Origin of the sequence: Paraniabella aurantiaca (assembly GCF_050309965.1) — a bacterium.
Lineage (GTDB): Bacteria > Bacteroidota > Bacteroidia > Chitinophagales > Chitinophagaceae > Niabella.
In genome coordinates this window covers 1,131,119-1,148,857 of the sequence record NZ_JBLOSY010000002.1, presented here as the reverse complement: position 1 = coordinate 1,148,857, position 17,739 = coordinate 1,131,119, and the positions used below count along the sequence as shown (strand labels likewise).

10 protein-coding genes are annotated in these 17,739 nt (G+C 41.0%); 2 read left to right on the top strand and 8 right to left on the bottom strand.

Translation table 11 applies throughout. The features are described from left to right. Positions 1–323: 323 nt before the first annotated feature. Positions 324–2,096, bottom strand: a complete 1,773-nt coding sequence (locus tag ACLOAU_RS19150; protein ID WP_427863515.1) for a BspA family leucine-rich repeat surface protein — start codon at positions 2,094–2,096, stop codon at positions 324–326. 320 nt (positions 2,097–2,416) lie between these two features. Here ACLOAU_RS19150 and ACLOAU_RS19145 point away from each other — a divergent pair, with 320 nt between their 5' ends. Together ACLOAU_RS19145 and ACLOAU_RS19140 are read left to right on the top strand one after the other, a co-directional pair. Beyond that, entirely contained in the window at positions 2,417–3,100 is a 684-nt protein-coding gene (locus ACLOAU_RS19145; RefSeq protein WP_427863514.1) for a response regulator transcription factor, read from the top strand. Between the two features lie 19 nt (positions 3,101–3,119). After that, positions 3,120–5,066, top strand: coding sequence for a sensor histidine kinase (locus tag ACLOAU_RS19140; protein WP_427863513.1), 1,947 nt, complete (start codon positions 3,120–3,122; stop codon positions 5,064–5,066). A gap of 339 nt (positions 5,067–5,405) precedes the next feature. Here the strand turns inward: ACLOAU_RS19140 and ACLOAU_RS19135 are convergent, their stop codons facing one another. The 7 genes from ACLOAU_RS19135 to ACLOAU_RS19105 form a co-directional block, all read right to left on the bottom strand. Next, on the bottom strand, positions 5,406–7,934 hold the full coding sequence (locus ACLOAU_RS19135; protein ID WP_427864304.1) for a glycoside hydrolase family 2 TIM barrel-domain containing protein: 2,529 nt from the start codon (positions 7,932–7,934) through the stop codon (positions 5,406–5,408). Positions 7,935–8,056: 122 nt separating this feature from the next. Further along, on the bottom strand, positions 8,057–9,784 hold the full coding sequence (locus ACLOAU_RS19130) for a LamG-like jellyroll fold domain-containing protein (protein WP_427863512.1): 1,728 nt from the start codon (positions 9,782–9,784) through the stop codon (positions 8,057–8,059). A 29-nt stretch (positions 9,785–9,813) separates the two neighbouring features. After that, positions 9,814–11,823, bottom strand: a complete 2,010-nt coding sequence (locus tag ACLOAU_RS19125; RefSeq protein ID WP_427863511.1) for a M60 family metallopeptidase — start codon at positions 11,821–11,823, stop codon at positions 9,814–9,816. 189 nt (positions 11,824–12,012) lie between these two features. Beyond that, complete coding sequence (locus tag ACLOAU_RS19120) at positions 12,013–13,743, bottom strand: hypothetical protein (protein ID WP_427863510.1); 1,731 nt, start codon at positions 13,741–13,743, stop codon at positions 12,013–12,015. Positions 13,744–13,777: 34 nt separating this feature from the next. After that, positions 13,778–15,454, bottom strand: coding sequence for a DUF5008 domain-containing protein (locus ACLOAU_RS19115; protein WP_427863509.1), 1,677 nt, complete (start codon positions 15,452–15,454; stop codon positions 13,778–13,780). Between the two features lie 21 nt (positions 15,455–15,475). Further along, positions 15,476–16,177, bottom strand: a complete 702-nt coding sequence (locus tag ACLOAU_RS19110; RefSeq protein ID WP_427863508.1) for a hypothetical protein — start codon at positions 16,175–16,177, stop codon at positions 15,476–15,478. An 8-nt stretch (positions 16,178–16,185) separates the two neighbouring features. Beyond that, positions 16,186–17,739: a RagB/SusD family nutrient uptake outer membrane protein gene (locus ACLOAU_RS19105; RefSeq protein WP_427863507.1), complete on the bottom strand. Its 1,554-nt coding sequence runs from the start codon at positions 17,737–17,739 to the stop codon at positions 16,186–16,188.

The following is a 17,739-nucleotide window of genomic DNA, read 5'->3' as shown; positions in this document are numbered from 1 at the left end:
CTTACAAATTCTCAATACTAAAAAACGAAAATAAGAATTCACTAAGAAAAGACATGCCATTTGTTCTTAGGATACAATAAGCAACTTTGTTACTTACGGATACAAATTTCGGGGTATTATTATTTTGTAAATTCCTTAGCTTCAACTTTTAGTAAATTATATCTATGTATTAAAATAGTTTAGTATTAAGTTATTGTTCATTCTATTGTGGTGTATACGAAGTTATAAATCCTGGTCCCCAATATATATGCGCATAGGAGAAATGGTTAAGTGTACCAACATTGGGAGACCAGGATTTATAACGCTATTCAAAAAAGACTATTCTATTCTGTAATTACCTTAATAATTCTTGAGTAGTATTTAGCACCGTCTATATCTACCTGGGCGATTCTTATAAACGCCTGCCTATTGCTGCCGTTAAGATTAATAGCGTCACTATCAATCTTACTACAAGAAACCCACAGAGCACTAACTCCAAGTAACACAAGAGAAATTACCCGCAATTTCCGGCGGGATTGCTTTACGGAGAACACACCCAGCAATAATGCAAAAGCTGCAGCTAAGGAACCTCTGGCAAGATCTGAACCAAATGTATAATCGAGTGTGCCTGTTGAACTGCCATTAATACCTTTCGACTTCACCTCTCCTATTTTAGTAAATGTTTTACCATCGGCAGATGCTTCAATTTCAAAATGACTGTTATTGGTTTCGGTTAATGTAGCCCAGTTTATAGTTAGCTGCCCGTTTTTAACAAATGCGCTGATGTTACCAAATACCACAGGCAGTGCTACAGTACAACTGGCATCAAGTGCATCATTGAGAATTGCCCACCCTTTGGTAGTGGTCAAAGTATTCCTTGCTGCTACGGCCGCAGCACCATATTTAAGCGGAAAAGTATTGTCCAGATTAATACCTGAGGGAGTAAGAGGATTATTGGCCCAGCCAAATAAAGTGCGACTGTAATTTTCGCAGCTCAAACCCGAGTTATACAACATAAACCTGGCACGGTTGCCGGATGACAAACCACTTAAATCCCAGTCGCCGAGGTTTTGGTTAAAAGCACGGGCAGTTCTAAACATATCAAACATATTGGCAACATTGCTTACATCCCAACTGCTAATATCTGAATTAAAAACAGTGGCTCCACTAAACATCGTATTCATATCAGTAACACTACCTACATCCCAGGTGCTTATATCTTGATTAAATGACGTTGCGTTGCTAAACATAGTACTCATATTAGTAACATTGCTTACATCCCAGTTACCAATTGGCTGGTTAAATGCACTGGCATAAGGTAGGGTGAAATCACAAAACATCCACGACATATTGGTAACATGGCTTACATCCCAACTATTTAGTGGCTGGTTAAAAGAGGGTGCATTCATAAACATGCCTTCCATGTTGGTAACATTTCTCACATCCCAGTTACCTATCGGTTGGTTAAAAGATGCAGCTCCGAAAAACATCCGGTACATGTCGGTAACATTACCAACATTCCAGTTGCCTATCGGCTGGTTAAAAACGGAGTTGCCAAATGTAAATTGCATACTAGTAACATGACTTACATCCCAGTTTCCAATACTAGCCCCTACTATACTACTGGTACCGGAGAATGTGGAGTTCATATTCGTAACATTGGTTAGGTTGGGTGTATCCGTAGCAGTAAGGGTAAGGTTGGCACAACCTGCGTATGCACCATCCATGCTACTCCACGCCACATCACCCCACTGCACTACATCTAAAATCTTTTGACGATCGTTTCCTGTTGGACTTATAGACCACCATATACGATTAAATGGAGTAAGGCCAGAAGGTGTTATAGTTAACTGGTAGGTACCTGCTGATGGAAAAGTAATATTGGTATATGTTTGTCCTCCGCCGCCCGGTGCGGCACTGGCACCGGAGCCGGTATTGGCGGGGTTACCCACTTCCACCCAAGTATAAGTATAAGTACCATAAGATGGTATGAGTACCTGGTTAGATGCAGTGCTACCAGGGTTATCGGTTTTCAACACAGTAACATAAGGATTTTGCGCATTCGCTGCCAATGACAAAAGCAAAAAGAAAAAAAATAGGGATTTTCTAATATTCATAAAAGGTAAAGTTTACATACGATTAAGTAATTGGATAACAACCTACATAGCCAATAGCTAACATTATAAAATGTCCAAAAGCTTATTAATACAAGGCTAATTATTCATATACCCTACTCTTTGGCAATTGCAGATGTATCAATTGTTTTTGTTCAAAAGCAGTTCCTAGCAAGAACGTGAAAGTGAAGGTCAGCCAAAAAAACTTCCAAAAGGACGTGGGAGTACTTTTAGATATTTTATTTCTACTAATAAAAATATAAATAGCAATAAGTTACTATTTTTTAGTTGCTTTAGAGAACTAATTTATTATACAGCTACCTTTGCCTTCAATATCTGAATCTTTAACTCCTAAACAAACTGCCTTGTTATTTAACAGCACCATCGCCGTTGTTTTTGACGACCATCGCCTTTTTGCGCATTCCTTTTCCGGATTTTTAGAAAGGCTAAAGGTGTTTTCACAAGTATTTACAGTAGAACAGGAACTGGATATAATGCCTGTTTTACTCAAATCGATTGCACATGGTAACGTTTATTTTTTTTTAGATTACCAGATTGGAGACCACAATTCTATTCATATACTACATGATGTAAAACGAATCAGTAAAAAGATTAAAACAATTATTATTACAAGTGCCATACAGCCTGCTGTTCTCTATACGATTATAGGACAAAATCCTTCTGCACTTATCAGCAAGTCGTCCGGAACTGATGTGATAATGGAGTGTTTATATGCTATTGAAAACGGACGGCAGTATATATGCCCCGAAATAACTGAAATCATAAACAGCAGCACGAGCTCTAATTCGGGCAAACATCCTTTTACTGTGCGTGAATTGGAAGTATTACAATATTTTTCCAAAGGTCTTAGTATTGCAGAAACTGCGGAACAGGTGCATTTAAGTCGTTTTACTATTGTAAATCACAGGAGCAATATGATGCGAAAGTCAAAGACTAAATCTATTGTAGACTTACTAGCTTATGCGCGGCGACTCGAGTTAATTTAACTTTTACTACATAAATGCTATGCACTTCAGAATTCTCTTCCCAGTCATACTGTTGATAGCTGGTTTATCCGCAACAGTTTTCGGCCAGGTGAACAAGGACAGTACCCACTATTACTTGTCTGAACTGAAAACAGAATATGAGCAAAAAAAGATCAACGATACAGCTTACCTGGAAAAGGTGAATATGCTGCTGAGAACCCAGATGGCACAGGGCGTTTCTTTTTCAAATAAGGAAATGCTATACAATCTTTCTCTGTTCAGGGAAATCACTTGGAGTCACAAACAACTCAACCAATATAAGCGCACTTATTATGGGCTGCTGGCTAACCAGGCACAAATGGCCAACCGGGGAGGTGAGATGTTTTATTATGCCGAAAAACTTGACAGTTGGGAAAAAGAAACTTTCAGACGACCATCCTTAGCTGCTCTTAGCCTGAAAACAGAATATTATAAAACCCAGAAGTCCTATAACCATGTAAAAGACCTGTACACCAAAAGCTACAAATACTTCAGGCAAATACCCGGGTTAATACAATCGGGAACTTTGTCTTCGGTAGAAACGGTCCAGGCTTTTATGCTTTTGGAAAAAATGAGTGAAGCGCTTTGCGAAAATCATGATACCCTCCTGGTAAATGACATTTACCAGCTTGTAATGAAAATGTTTCAAAAAGTAGAGACCCAGCCGAGGTTTAATACCGATGAATTAGGGTTTATCAAATTCAGTGCACTGCGCACTACTTATAATAAAGGAGCTGTAAACAATAATACCATTATTCAGCGCGGGGCCATTGCCGACATGACACTGTTTGCCCGGCAGCCTGAAACGCCTGAAGCACTTACATATTATTCTGAAAAATCTGCCCTGGAATGGAAGATAGATTACTATACAACCCATCATCAGCCAGATAGTGCCCTATACAGCCTTCAGCAGTATCAACAGCGGGATGGTTTTCCCGAAAGTTCTGATGCAAGGTATTTCGCACTTTATCATAAGGCGCTGAATGAAATTAATAGTGGTGATTATCAAAAAGGTGCCGAAACCATGAAAGAGGCCACTCTGTTGCAGGAGACCGCCAATATTAACGTATTAAAAGATGTAGACCAGGTTTTGTATGCTCAAACCGAAGCAGAAGAGAAAAAAATTGAACTAGCCCAGGCAGGTAAAATGGTAAAAAACCGAACCAGGCTTGCCTTGATTGTGTTCCTTATATCAGTACTGATCATTTCAGGCATACTTGCCTATTTTTACTGGGATAGAAAACGAACACAAAAACGTATCAACATTTTAAATGATTCTGTTTACAAACAGGTGAACATTCTTGAAAAGCTCCGGATGATCACAATAAAAAAAGAAAGAGAACGGATTAGCAGGGATATCCACGATAATCTTTCACCCAGCCTTGCATCCATCATGCACCAGATAGAACTTTTAGCAAATGATGCAACAGACCACCATATGCAGGCCTCGCTTCAGTCTTTAAAAGTACAGACTAAGGAATCTTACCATTCGTTGCGCGACCTCAGCCATTCGTTGTTTGCCGAAACAGAAGAGATGAACGACTTGCAATTTGAAACCAGGATCAAAACCCTGATTAACAACGCACTGCCAGATAGGTACTTCAAAAAAAACATACACATATCCGAAGGTGTTATGCAAGACCTTGGCATAGATACCCGCATAGAAATATTACTTATCACGCAGGAGGCCATTACTAATATTATCAAGCATGCATCTGCTAAAGCCATATCAATACTCTTATATGAAGAGAAGAATGAGGCGGTATTACACATTAGCGACGACGGCAAAGGCTTTGACATAACTAATATTTTATCCTCTAACGAAAAAATGGGGCTTACTTCAATTAGAAGAAGAGCCAAGGCGATTAACGGTATGATTACTATTAATTCTAGCAATGGAGGAACAAGCATTGACGTTCGATTCCCACTTAAAAAAGTTAAGATCTGAAAAACTAAAGAATAGCTGTAAAAATAGATTCCAAGTTTCAGGACGAGAAAGTATTTAGTTGTATCCAATTGAGATAAGAATGGACTGCTATATAAACGACTCGCATTAAAATCACGTACGTCCTAAGTTAGCTTTCTCCGTTTCAGCAAAGGCTTCCAATATACATTTACTTTGCTTTTCAATTCAAAATCATGCAAATAACAAGCACTCCATTGTCCCAACCCAAGGTTTTTAAACTTATTATTAACAGCAACAATTATATTTTGTGTCGATTTATGATTTCTCCGGGCAAGCCATTTTGTTTTTATAAACTAGGACCCCACCGCAAAGGGACGATTATTATAAAACAATGTGCTGTTGTGTTTTTAAAGAGGATGACTCAGCTTTTAGACTAATAGATTTCGATAGTTCATTAGTACGTAATAAAAAAGAAGCTATTCCCGCTTCCGCTTTTACGGTGGCGGGGCTAACGAGCGAAGCTTCTCCCTTTATGTGTAAGGTAATCTCATGATCAGCATTAGTAACAAGACGCCCGGCGGCGTCTGCTACTTTTGCGTATACAAAAACAAGATCTTCTGTTCCTTTCTTTAAGGGTCTTCCGTTTTCCGCTATTTGCAATTGAATTTGTGCCGGGTCCCCCGCCGTGCTCACACTATCGAGCGCAACTTTTTTACCTTTAATATAGCCAACAGCCTTTATGGTTCCGGGAGCAAAAGTTATATGCTTAAATGTGAACGGGGGATATTGTAAATGATTAGCATTTCCTCCATCAAAAGGTTTTCCTCCCTTATCGAGCTCGGTACCATAGTCTGTTTCGCTCCCTTTATCCGGCTTTTGCTTTGCAATGAGGTTGTTGTTAAGATATAAGGAGACTTCTTCACAGTTACTATATACAGATACTGTTTTCCATTGATTATCTTGCTGCCAATAATGAGCAATAGCGACAACAGGCCCTGTAAACCTACTTGTATGCGGCAAAACACGACTATCCCTCTGGCTTTGAAAAAGATAGTAAGAAAACTTAGGTATTCTGAATATGTCTGCCACTCCCCATCCTTCTATGCCCACCATTAATCCAGCCAGTCCATCGTAAAAAGCCCAGGTAAGATCTCCTATTGCACGCGGATAATTTTTTTGATTTTTGTTATGCTCCCATTGCAAATTCCAGGCCTGCTGCAACAACGCGTTCTGCCCTGCTCCTCTTACCTGGCGGGAAGTACTGGATCCTCCTCCAAATTCATAATCTCCATATTCGCGAATAAGAAAGGGATTTTCAACGTATGTAGTATTGTTCCTGGCTCCGGGATCACCATTCCAATCATCATAGGGAACGTCCCAGCAAGCTTTTACAAAATAAGAATCGCCGCTGATAAAAAAGTTCTTATTTCCTAACCATTCAGACTTTGCCACTTCGGCCTGTTTACACCTGAATGCTGCGGGAGGGTATGCTTCATTGAGACTTGTTTCCCACAACAGTACACTCGGGTGATTACGGTCACGTCGTATCATTTCCCGTATATCATTCATAACATGATCTGTAAACCCGCTGGCGCGGTTATAAAATTGCCAGCCGGGTGTGCAGGTGACAATTAGTAAACCTAATTCATCAGCGGCCTTCATAAAGGACGGATCGGGAGGATAATGCCCCGTTCGCACGCAATTCATTCCTGCGTTTTTTATAAGCCAGGCATCGCGATAATTAGCATTATCCGGAAGTGCATTACCTACATACGGATAATTCTGATGACGATTTGTACCGGCAATCTTAAATGGCGTACCATTTATCAGCAGCCCCTTATCTTTTGTTATTTCAAAGCTGCGAATGCCTATCGGCGTGATAGTTTTATGAGTAACCTTTCCATTTTGCGTTACTAATGTATGTAATTGATACAGATGAGGATGATCTGGATGCCACAATGCCGGCTGCTTTACCATCAGCTGTTGCTGGTAATGTTCATCAGACAGACCTTCCAGTTTTTTCTTATCTGTTACCAAACGGGATACCACATTTCCCTTTGCATCTACAAGCCGTTGCTCCACCTGGAATACCTGTGCCTGATCATACCCGTTGGCTATATGAGTTTGAACCGCCACAATCGCAAGATCTTTTTTTACTTCAGGGTAAGTAACAAAAATTCCTCCTCCTGCTTTTTTATCGGCTGCCACCGCATCAGTAACATGCAGCGGTCTTTTTATATCCAGCCATACGCTACGATATATACCTGAATAGTATATAAAGTCTAATTTCTGAACAGGTTTACCCGGCGGCACTAATGAATGCGCCCTGTTATCCAATCTTACGTAGATGTTGTTTTCGCCAGTAAACCGTGCTTTTTTACCAATATCCACCACAAAAGGTAAATAGCCTCCTGTATGCCTAGTGATGTATTCCCCATTCAGCCATACATCAGCCACCTGCATAGCGCCTTCAAAGTACAATGTAACAGACTGTCCCTTCGCGGATTTATCAAGCCGGAATGTTTTTTTATACCATGCAATACCTTCCCGGGCTTTTACAATCACCAACGGCTCCGGAAAAGCAGTATGTGGTAAGGTAACTTGTTGCCACTTCCCTTTTTCAATTTGTGCTAACTGGGTTTGCAGTTCTTTTATTGATGGCTTGAAAGCCGTATCATTGGTGTTCACCTGCTCTGTTAAAAACTGGTCATCCCATCTGTCCCCCAATTTACGGGTTGAGTCAACCTTTTCTTTTGATACAAATTCCTGACCTATAAACTCCCATCCATTATTAAAATTACTACGTTGCGCCGCCACGTCTTGTGCTATAAAAAACAATCCTAACCATAGAGCGTGTCGGAAATAAGCTTTTCTAAAAAAAGTTGGCAAATGGATAAAGTCGGGCTTCATGTTCAAGAGTAAATATTTAAAATGTTTCTAAAAATGCCAGGCGGTGTTTAGACCAGAAAATGATAATTAAAAGTGTTTAAAAAATCCAGCGTTAGGTAAATGCTATTACAATACTCCCCATCCTAGTTTACACCTAAAAATTCTGTTTCATAATTCTGCAGCCAATAGCTACCTTCTAATCCCCAGGAGTTAGGAACCCCAATACGTAACCAATAAAAAAGGCTTTTGGCGATACCTGAATTACCAAGCTGTAGATTTATATTATTACCCGAAGGTTGCGAAGGTGTTATATTACAAGGCAGAACACTTACCTCATTCCATTCAAAGCTATTGCGCAGCTTAAAGTTGAGGCCAGCCGCATTGGTTGCCTGGTTTTTTAATGATGCACCTATTCCATCATCGCATTTCCAATAACCGATAAGATGGCTGTATTGGGGGTGTTTGCTGATATCGTTCAGGCATGCACTACTTTTTACTTCGTCATCCGAAAGTGCCGCATTAAATATCCTGATATCAGCAGCATTGAATTTAACGCTTACCGGTTCTGTATTCAGGTATCCCAATGTTAATGGAGCGGGTGAGCTAATATTTCCTTTTGAGGTAATATCCCCTTCCTTATTAAAGTTTCCATCCGTATAGGTTCGTACTTTTCGGCTGCTGCCATCGTCTTTAATTACAAAGGATAATGTATGCCATTTCCCATCTCTTATTGATGAACCTGCAACCTGGTAGTTATTTTGCTCTGCCTGGCCAAAATTAACCTGCCAGTAATCGCCTTCCAGGAACAAAGTCCAACCTACCACCCCGGTAGAAAAACGCTCTCTCTTTGATAATAACGACGGATAATTGGTGCCACTGCCCGGAAAATAAGCTTTCATTTCTACGGTGTAACCGCCATCACCGGTATTACCAAAATTGTAAAGCCCATTATCATTAACTACCGTACCATACGCATCTGCCTGACCTGTACCAAAAAGCGGATTAGAAAAATCGGGGCGTTTAAACTCGATTGGGGCAAATTTTTCGTTATAGTAAATAGTAGGTATCTGGGTTTCTTCATCCGTAACGCCACCAAAATAATTATCCTTACCACCATGCGTTCCCGTAATCACCACTAACCAGTCTTCGGTAGTATTATATCCTGATCTCGACTTTAACATGGTCAATATTTCGCCAATATACCCATCAACAGTTTGTATTGCGGCCTTATAAACTGCATCCGCAGCTGAAAATTGTCCCGCTTTGCCTGCGGCAGCCGGGCTTCCAAAATGTGCAACAACGATGTCGTCACTCTTGTTCTTGAGAGCATCTAGTACCGAGTCCTTCGTGGCTTTGTCGTTTTTTGTCGCGATTTTATTACTAGCTTCCGGCACCAATAGCGTGAGCAGATCCGGCCAACTGGTTATAAAGCGACTTTGCAGATCCGGGCGCGCAGAACGAATAATAAAATAAAAAAGGCTGGGATAATTTTTGCCGGTCACTCCCTCTTCCGGTTGAATGGATGACTCAAAAGTACTATCGCCAACCTGGTGTGTTGAATAAGATACCCCCGACATTAATGTTTTCCAACCCGCTGCTGCTGTGGTTTTTTCATTATCAGCAATACCAGACAGTGTAAATTTTCCGTTTTGCTGCAAAGCCATCATATTGGCTGGCTTTAACTCTCTATATATTTTACCTGGCAGGCCATCAATACCAATCAGCAGTACCTTTCTTTTGCCTACAGGTGCCGCTGTAGAATCTTCCTCAAAATAAGGCGGTGGATCGGTGTACTTTTTACAAGAACTGATTGTAACAACAATGTTAATTGTTACAAGGGCAATGAGTACGATAGGAAATGTATGTTTCATTCAGAATCTTATATAATTTAATTAATACGCTACTTTAAAACAGCAAACTCACTGAAAGCCCAATAAATAGCCCCGCCATTTAGATCACCGGTAGATAATACTTTAAGCCGGATATATCTGGCAGTAACCGCAGCCGGTAAATTGAAGGTCTGAAATCCAGAAACATTTGCCAGCGTAAATGGACTTCCTGATAGCGTAGTCCAGGTCGCATTATCATTACTCACTTCAACATGTACCCTACTGGCTCTTGTTTGCAGGTTGTTTCTGTGCGCATATTTGAAGCCAGAAAAGCTAAGCGATTTTCCCAATGCAGCGCCCAGATCTATAACTATATGATGAGGAGGCACCGGAGAAGCATTGTTCCATTCGGTATGCCAGAAAGTATTTAAATTACCATCAATAACAGAGGCGGCTAATCCGTTGGGGAGACTTTCGCCAACAGATTCCTGTGAACTGTAACTGGCAATTGCCCATGACGTATTTGAATACGGATCGGCGGGACTCCAGATCCCATCACCTCCGGTTCGTGTGTAAGGATTATACTTCCATATTTCCTGGTTCATTTCAGGATACCCTTTGGCTTCGACCCTTGCCATAGCTGTTGAACTTAAAGTAATGCCCCACTTCTGAAAAAACATTTTCCAGTCTTTACGCGTATAGTCCGAAACCGTTTCATAAACAAAATCATGCTTTGATAATGTGGTAGGCGACTCGCGAATGGCCCGGCGGCTTCTTCTATACAACTCCGTCATGATACCCCAGCCGTCTCCTTGACCTGGATAGCCCCAGTTGGGAGGTATTTTATCAAACATCTGCAGGAAGGGCATTAATCTGGCAAACGGCGCCTTATCTTCCAATTCTGGATCGGTGAAGTTATCGAAGTCTTTTTCCGGGTTCTCTGCCGCAGCAAATGCTAGCATTTTAGTAGCAATCAGCTCTGGATTTCCCGGCTCACCATCAGGATCATGATTAGCAGGCCATTGACCAAGACCGGACCGGTTCATACGTTTAGCCAGGTGGTATATGAATAAATTATTAGTAGTTTCGCCCAGCGCGGACCAGCTCCAGTGCTTTCCCTGCTGAAAATTATGCCCTATTTCGTGGTATAATCCCCATACCGCTGACTTCCTTAACGCATTCAGGTTGGTTATTGTTGTTTGCCAGTAAGTATCATTTATAGCCATTATAGGAAATCCTGAATGCCCATATCCTACAGAAATATTCACATCTAATACAATGCGATAGGGTAACTGTGGAGAACGGTCATACACCTCGGCAGCATTTTCTTCCAGTCCGGTCCAACCATAGAAGTCCTTCTTGATACCCTCATCCCATTCCGTCATTAACTGTACCGGATCCGCAATAGGGTAGCGAACGGCATAGTCTTTTCTTATCGTAAATATCACATACTTACTTCTTAATTCGAGATAAGGCACGCAGGAAGTAGCTAGCTTTTGCTTCCAGGCCACCGGGTCTGTTTTACCTAAAACAAAATCAGGAGATTCCACCACATTTTGAAAAGTAAGGCTTATCGGAGCAGTTCTTGGGCTACTGGGTAGTATGTATATATGCCCTCCGTATAAATTACGTGTATAGTTTCTACCTGGTACCAGCTTCACCTGCGAATAAATAACAGGATCCCGCTGTGCGTTGGCTATATGTTCTACATTATCCGTCCATGCACCTATTTGCAGGGAAAGATCATATACCCCTTCAGGAACAGTGACGATTACCAATTCGCCGGGAGCTGCATAAAACCCGGTACTAAACTGTGGCCTGGGCAATACGCTGATACGCAAGTCCTCTGATTTCACATAAAATAAATCCAGATCGATGGTCTTGGTTACTCTTGGCTCCTGCACACATATCAGACCAGGGAATATGGAAGCCTGCAAATATTTTGATTTGTCAATATTATTCAGGCTCGTGTCTACTTTCAAAGAAGACGAATCCAGCCCCTTATCATTTTTAGAAGGGTCATTCAAAAACCCAAAATCGCTCTTTTTACCGCAGGATGCCAATAGTATTAGCCCTATCATAAGGCCGCAAACTTTGCTGGAACTATACATTAAATGTGTAGGCAAAGTTTTAACCCACCTTAAACCTGCAAGAAAAAACCTTATCATTTCTATTTATTTTATTTACTGAAAGCAATCATTATTGCTTTCTAATTTTTTGATCCATACTATTACCACCTACTAAAACCGTAAAACACTGTTGCACGTTAGTTACTGTACATCCTGATACTTTGGTACCCATATCTGTCCATCCAGCTTCCACTCCGGCGATACGGGATATCTTAACCATGAATATACCTGCGATGCAACATCCATGGAACTGGGTACCAGCTTATAGGCTTCATCGTCTACCGTTGAGCAAACCAGGAGAGATATATCGCTAAAGGAGGTTATATTAGATTGTTTCAAATACAGGTTGTTCATTCCTGTATTATCTGCGAAATAGGTATTACCAGCTGAGCCGCTAATGCTTCGGCAAGACCAATAGGTCAATAAATCAGCATCGGCCAAATCGGGCGTAGTAGCACAATAATTACTGCCGATGTATGCATTGCTTTGTGCTTTTTTATATACGGAAATATCAGTCACTAACAAATATGCCGGCGACCAATCCGAACCGTAGTTATTGCCGGGCCGGTATCCGATTCTGAAGGGTTCTGCTGTGGTGATGTTTCTCGCCCCAAGTGTGCCCGTGCTATTTAATACTCCATCAGTAAAGACGGCTACAGATCTGCCAGATCCTGCTCCTTTTATAACCATGCTGCAGGTGTGCCATTCTCCGTCAGAAACTTTGCCTCCCTTGGCCTGCATCCGGCCTCCGGTTCCACTTGTACCGGCGGCAGAAAATACCCAGAAATCATCCTGAAGAAAACAAATCCATCCGCTACTGCTTTCGTTAAACTGCTGCATCTTTCCGAAAAAAGAAGGCCATGCGTAATCATTGCCCGGAGCCGCTTTGATTTTAAACTGTATTGTATAATCGCCGCTGGTACTTAAATCTAAAAAGTTATTGGCATTCAACGCTGCATAACTGTTCGGCTTGCTATCGTCTCCTATCTGATAGGACATAGTAGCACCATAATGAGGAAACACCAATGGCTTTTCATGTAAACTGTAGGAAAAGCGAGGATTGAAGCAAACAAAAAAATTGTTGTACCTCTCGTCCTCATAAGCTGTCCAGGGTTTCGACGCATCATAACTATCACTTCCCTTGCTCGATGTTAAAATAATCATCCAGTCCTCCTGATTAAAACCCGGACGCGTTTGTATAGCCTGGATCATTTTGGCAATATATCCATCTATAGTCAGTATTGCGTCTTTGTAAGCAGGAGATGCGGCAGTATACGAAGAAGCCACTCCTGCATCTTCAGCACCTTTAAAACCAACTACTAATAAATCCGGGTTTTGGCTACCCAATTCTTCCAGCGCTGCGCCATTTACTGCTTCATCTGCACTAAAAGATTTTTTCTCAGTCGCATCCTTCGCATACACAGAGGAGATTTCGGCTGATGTGCTTAACGCAACTGTTCTTAGCTGCGGATTCAACTGCTTTAGCTTCGTAAATAAAGTTGGGTAATCACTAAAATGGTTATCAGCCGCAGACGAGGCAACATGATGTTTATCCTGCATTACGCCAGTGAGCAATGTTGCCCAGCCCATTTGTTTGGTAACCGGATTTGCCTGTTTATGACTTACAATTGCGTCCCAGGAAAAGATCGCATGCTCAGTTGCATCCATTATATTAGGCGGAGCAATTTTTTTTATTTCGGCACCTACTCCACCGTCAAGTACAACAAGAAGTACCTTGCGGGCTTTAGCTTCCGGATGTGATATATTCTCCGGGCTTTCCAGAACATTTTTTTCAGACTTATTGCACGCCGTATGTAGGGTGGCAAAACCTGTCATTACCAATAGCAACCTCAAAATAGTATTCAGTTTCATTGTACCGTTTTTCATTTTCTTATCAATAAATCTTCTATTGGGTATTGGTCAAAATAACCTTAACTATATTTCCCATTTCCTTATTATCAAATCGATCAAAATTTCCTACAAGAAGCAGTGCGACCCCATTAAATGTATTGAGCTCCGCATGTCCATTAATAAATCCCCTGAATAAGCCGGTATTGTTATACCCTGTAGCCAAAGACCCGTTACTATTAAGAATGGCAAAACCCGACCGAACTATATTATCATATTTAGAAAAAGAACCACTAATCATGTAGCGCCCGTCATTCAATTGCGCTGCATAGGTAACCACACCGCCTTCAATAGCTTTCAGTGCAACACCCGTATTTATAGATCCGTCCTCTTTTACTACCACCATACCATTTACCGGTATTCCATTATAATGTTTAAAGTTGCCAAGTAGTATTAAGCTGCCTGTAGTTTTATTATGTGTTATTCTAAATACAGGGCCGTCAGTACTGCCTGAAAAAACATTACTCTGCATCCCGCTTACCGGATCGATACATACCAGCCTTTGAGCATTGCTTCCGTGAAAAGTAGTAAATGTCCCTCCCAGCAACAAATGACCGCTATTCAATTGCACCGCACTTAATACAAAACCGTTAGCGCCCTGGTAACTTTGCCGGGTTTCGTATTTATAGTTGAAAGAGGAATCAAAAACCCCATAACTATCCATTTTAGTAAGGCCCAAAGAGGTGATCATATCTAATTGTAAGCTTTCTACAGTACTGTTGGGGTAGTATACCGACGAAAATGCACGATAGTTTCCTACAGTAATATAATTCCCGGCGTTATCTAAAAATGTGGAAAGAATGCTACCCAAAGTACCTCCGTTTATGGAAGATCCAGGGCGTGTATTATTTTCCGGATGTGTTTCCGGGTCTGAATTGGCTACTTCATACTCCGTAAGGTCAAATGTGCCATCATTAAAAAAGCGGGCTACCCCATTCACGTTTTCAATCGTATCATACTTTGAAAAACTCCCAGAAAGCAGAATACCTCCATCGCTTAAAATTTTAGCATCATTTATGGTTCCATTCAGGCCGCGCTTTCCCATTGCCAATTGCTTGCTCGTTTCCAGGGCTTTTCCGGTGGCATCGATCATTTGTATGCCGCTTGTAATATTACTTAAATCAATAGCATTACCATATTGATCGAAATCGCCGTAAACCAGATAATTTCCGTTGGGCATTAGTGTAATACCGGTTATTACGGCAGTTGCAGCTCTACCGGCCTTCAGCGCCTTATTGGTTCCTATATTGCTGATAAAGTCAGTGGCTATTTGTGTATTACCACGCACTGTTATACCGGGACCATAACAAATCTGGCCATTATTAAACACCAGTGATGCGCTGCCCGAGCTGGCATTTAATGGAATTCTTACCGAAATATAGGTATCAGCCACTTCCTGTATAGTCGCTTCCATTTCATTGATATAAAATTTATAGGTTCCGGCTGCTTTACTTCGCAGGCCTTTAATCCCATATTTCACAATAGTTCCCTCTGATACCGTTACCGGCTGTGGTGCATCGGCAGTAAAACTCACATCGGTGGTTGCATTGTTTTCGTAAACGTCCTTCGTGTTAAAGTCCTTCTTTTGGCATGCCACAATGAGCAACGCCGAGCAAAAAACCAAAAACAAAGCAAAACCTTTTTTATTCGCTATATATTTTGTATAAAAAACCATATCCTGATACTATTGTTAGGTTTAGTTATTGTATATCAAATCTTCCAACACTTCTAACTGGTTAAAGCCGAAATAATGAGTTCCAAAACGCAAGGCATGTACATAACCATTCTTCGGGTTGATATTGGCTGAGGCCACTATTGCCGAAAACCACGTGGTATAATCCCTCGGGGTGGCGCTGCTTACGTGCGATACCACCAATTGCCTGTAGCCGGCATATTTAACACCGTTGGCATCATTAAAAATAACTCCAATATTCATGGGGATTCCTTCGAATGAAGTATACATCTGACCAGCGAAAGCAGACAGATTGCTGACGTCCAGCTGAGGATACTCTTTTAAACTACGAGCTTCTCTAAAAATATATTTTGACAAGTATTTTTTCCAGATAACCGGCTTTATGTCTTCAATTCTGGTAATGGCTGGTTTACCATAAGCAGGTAATGAAATATTCACAAATTCCATAGTTCTCCTGATAGAGGAATCTGCGGGAGCGAAAAAGGTAATCTGCTCTGAAGAAAACACCTGTTCCATACCAGCATACTTTATAACTTTTACCAAGGAATCAAACAGGTCAGGCCGCGACTGCAGGTATTGAAGTACCGTACCGTTGTATACACCGTCATTCACACCCCCATCCTGATAGTAATCTTTTTTACAACTTACAAGCAGGGTCAAAACCAGAGTTACAACAAGAAATATTTTTATATAAAAAGATTTCATAAGCTTTATTATAACCAATAGTTGTTTAATGTTATTTCAGGATTATTAATTCTGTTTGCCGGATCTATAGGCCAGGTCCAGGCACCCGCATTGAATTGGGATACCGTACAGTGATAACCGAAACGGTATTGGGGATCTGTAATGCGTCTGGTTCTAACCACGTCATACCAGTATTGCCCTTCGCCCATCAGCTCCCTGCAACGCTCATAAAAAATATCATCTTTAAGATCATCACCTGAAGATGTTAAGTTAGGTGCGCCTGCCCGGGCTCTTACCAGATTGGCTTTAAGCCTTGCCTTTTGATAATTGCCTGTTTCAGCACAAGCTTCCGCATGTAACAGGTATGCGTCAGACAACCGAAAGACCATTTGATTATCATCTGGATTAACGTTCTCGGCCTGATCATTGGCATAAACATTGGCAAATTTTAACATCATAAATTTATCGCCGCCGGAATACATCTGATTTTCTACATACCATGCAGACTTTCTATTGTCTGCCACTTCAGCCGGAAATATTGTTTCCATAAAATCAGCTTCATAAGATAAATAACTATTTAAAATGTTATACTGCTTATAAGGAGCATATAATACATTATCAGAGAATGCAGACCAGCCAAAAGTTTCACCATAATTGACATTTTGTGGTATTTCGAAAAGTCCTTCCCTGGTTCTGCCTTTAAAAATTTCTTTTGTTCTGCTCAATGGTAATAACTGGTAAGCACCGTTATTTTGGTCCAACTCATCACCCAATTTATCTACGTTCTGATAATATAAGTCCTTATTAGCTACATCAAAACAGGCCAGCCACATGTTTACATGCATCATTAGCACAATAGCAGAACCCCTGGATGCATGTACTGCAACATGTGAAGGATTGCTGTTTGTCCAGGGAAGATATTCTTTAGAACGCTCCATGTCCTGTAGTATATTCTTTAATACAATTACTTTATTTTCTCTTTTTAATGTTCCGGTAAAATAGGGTTTGGTGTAGTAGGGTACATCCCCCCAAAGACGTACCATAAAAAAGTAGCATAGGTTACGCAAAAAAATAGCTTCCCCTACATATTTATTTTTATCTCCGGTTGAAAGCGCAGGATCTGCAACATCAGGAATAACGCTTACGGCAATATTGGCAGAAGCTATTGTTTTAAAGAACCTATCCCACTGCGTAAACCGGTTTACATTGAACAGGTCGTTATAAAGTCCGTCATATCCTGCACCTCCGTTTACCAGGGTTTTGATGTCGTTCCGGGGCAATATATTTATGTATTCCCTACCTGAGAAAGCACTTGGATTTCTGTGTATAGGAGCCCCTCTCATATCTCCACTCCATGCAAAAAACGGGAACTCATCTTCTCCTGTTGCCGCCGTCATATCTGAACGAAAAACTGATGAGCGAAACAACATGTAAAGTCCATTAACAAAACCGTCAACGTCATCTTTATTACGCCAAAAATTGTTTCCCGACAAGCTGCTTGGCGGATCCAGGCTCAGGAACTTTTTGCATCCTGTAGTCATTATCATTGTTAGTAGCAGCCCTACATATATAATACGCTTCAT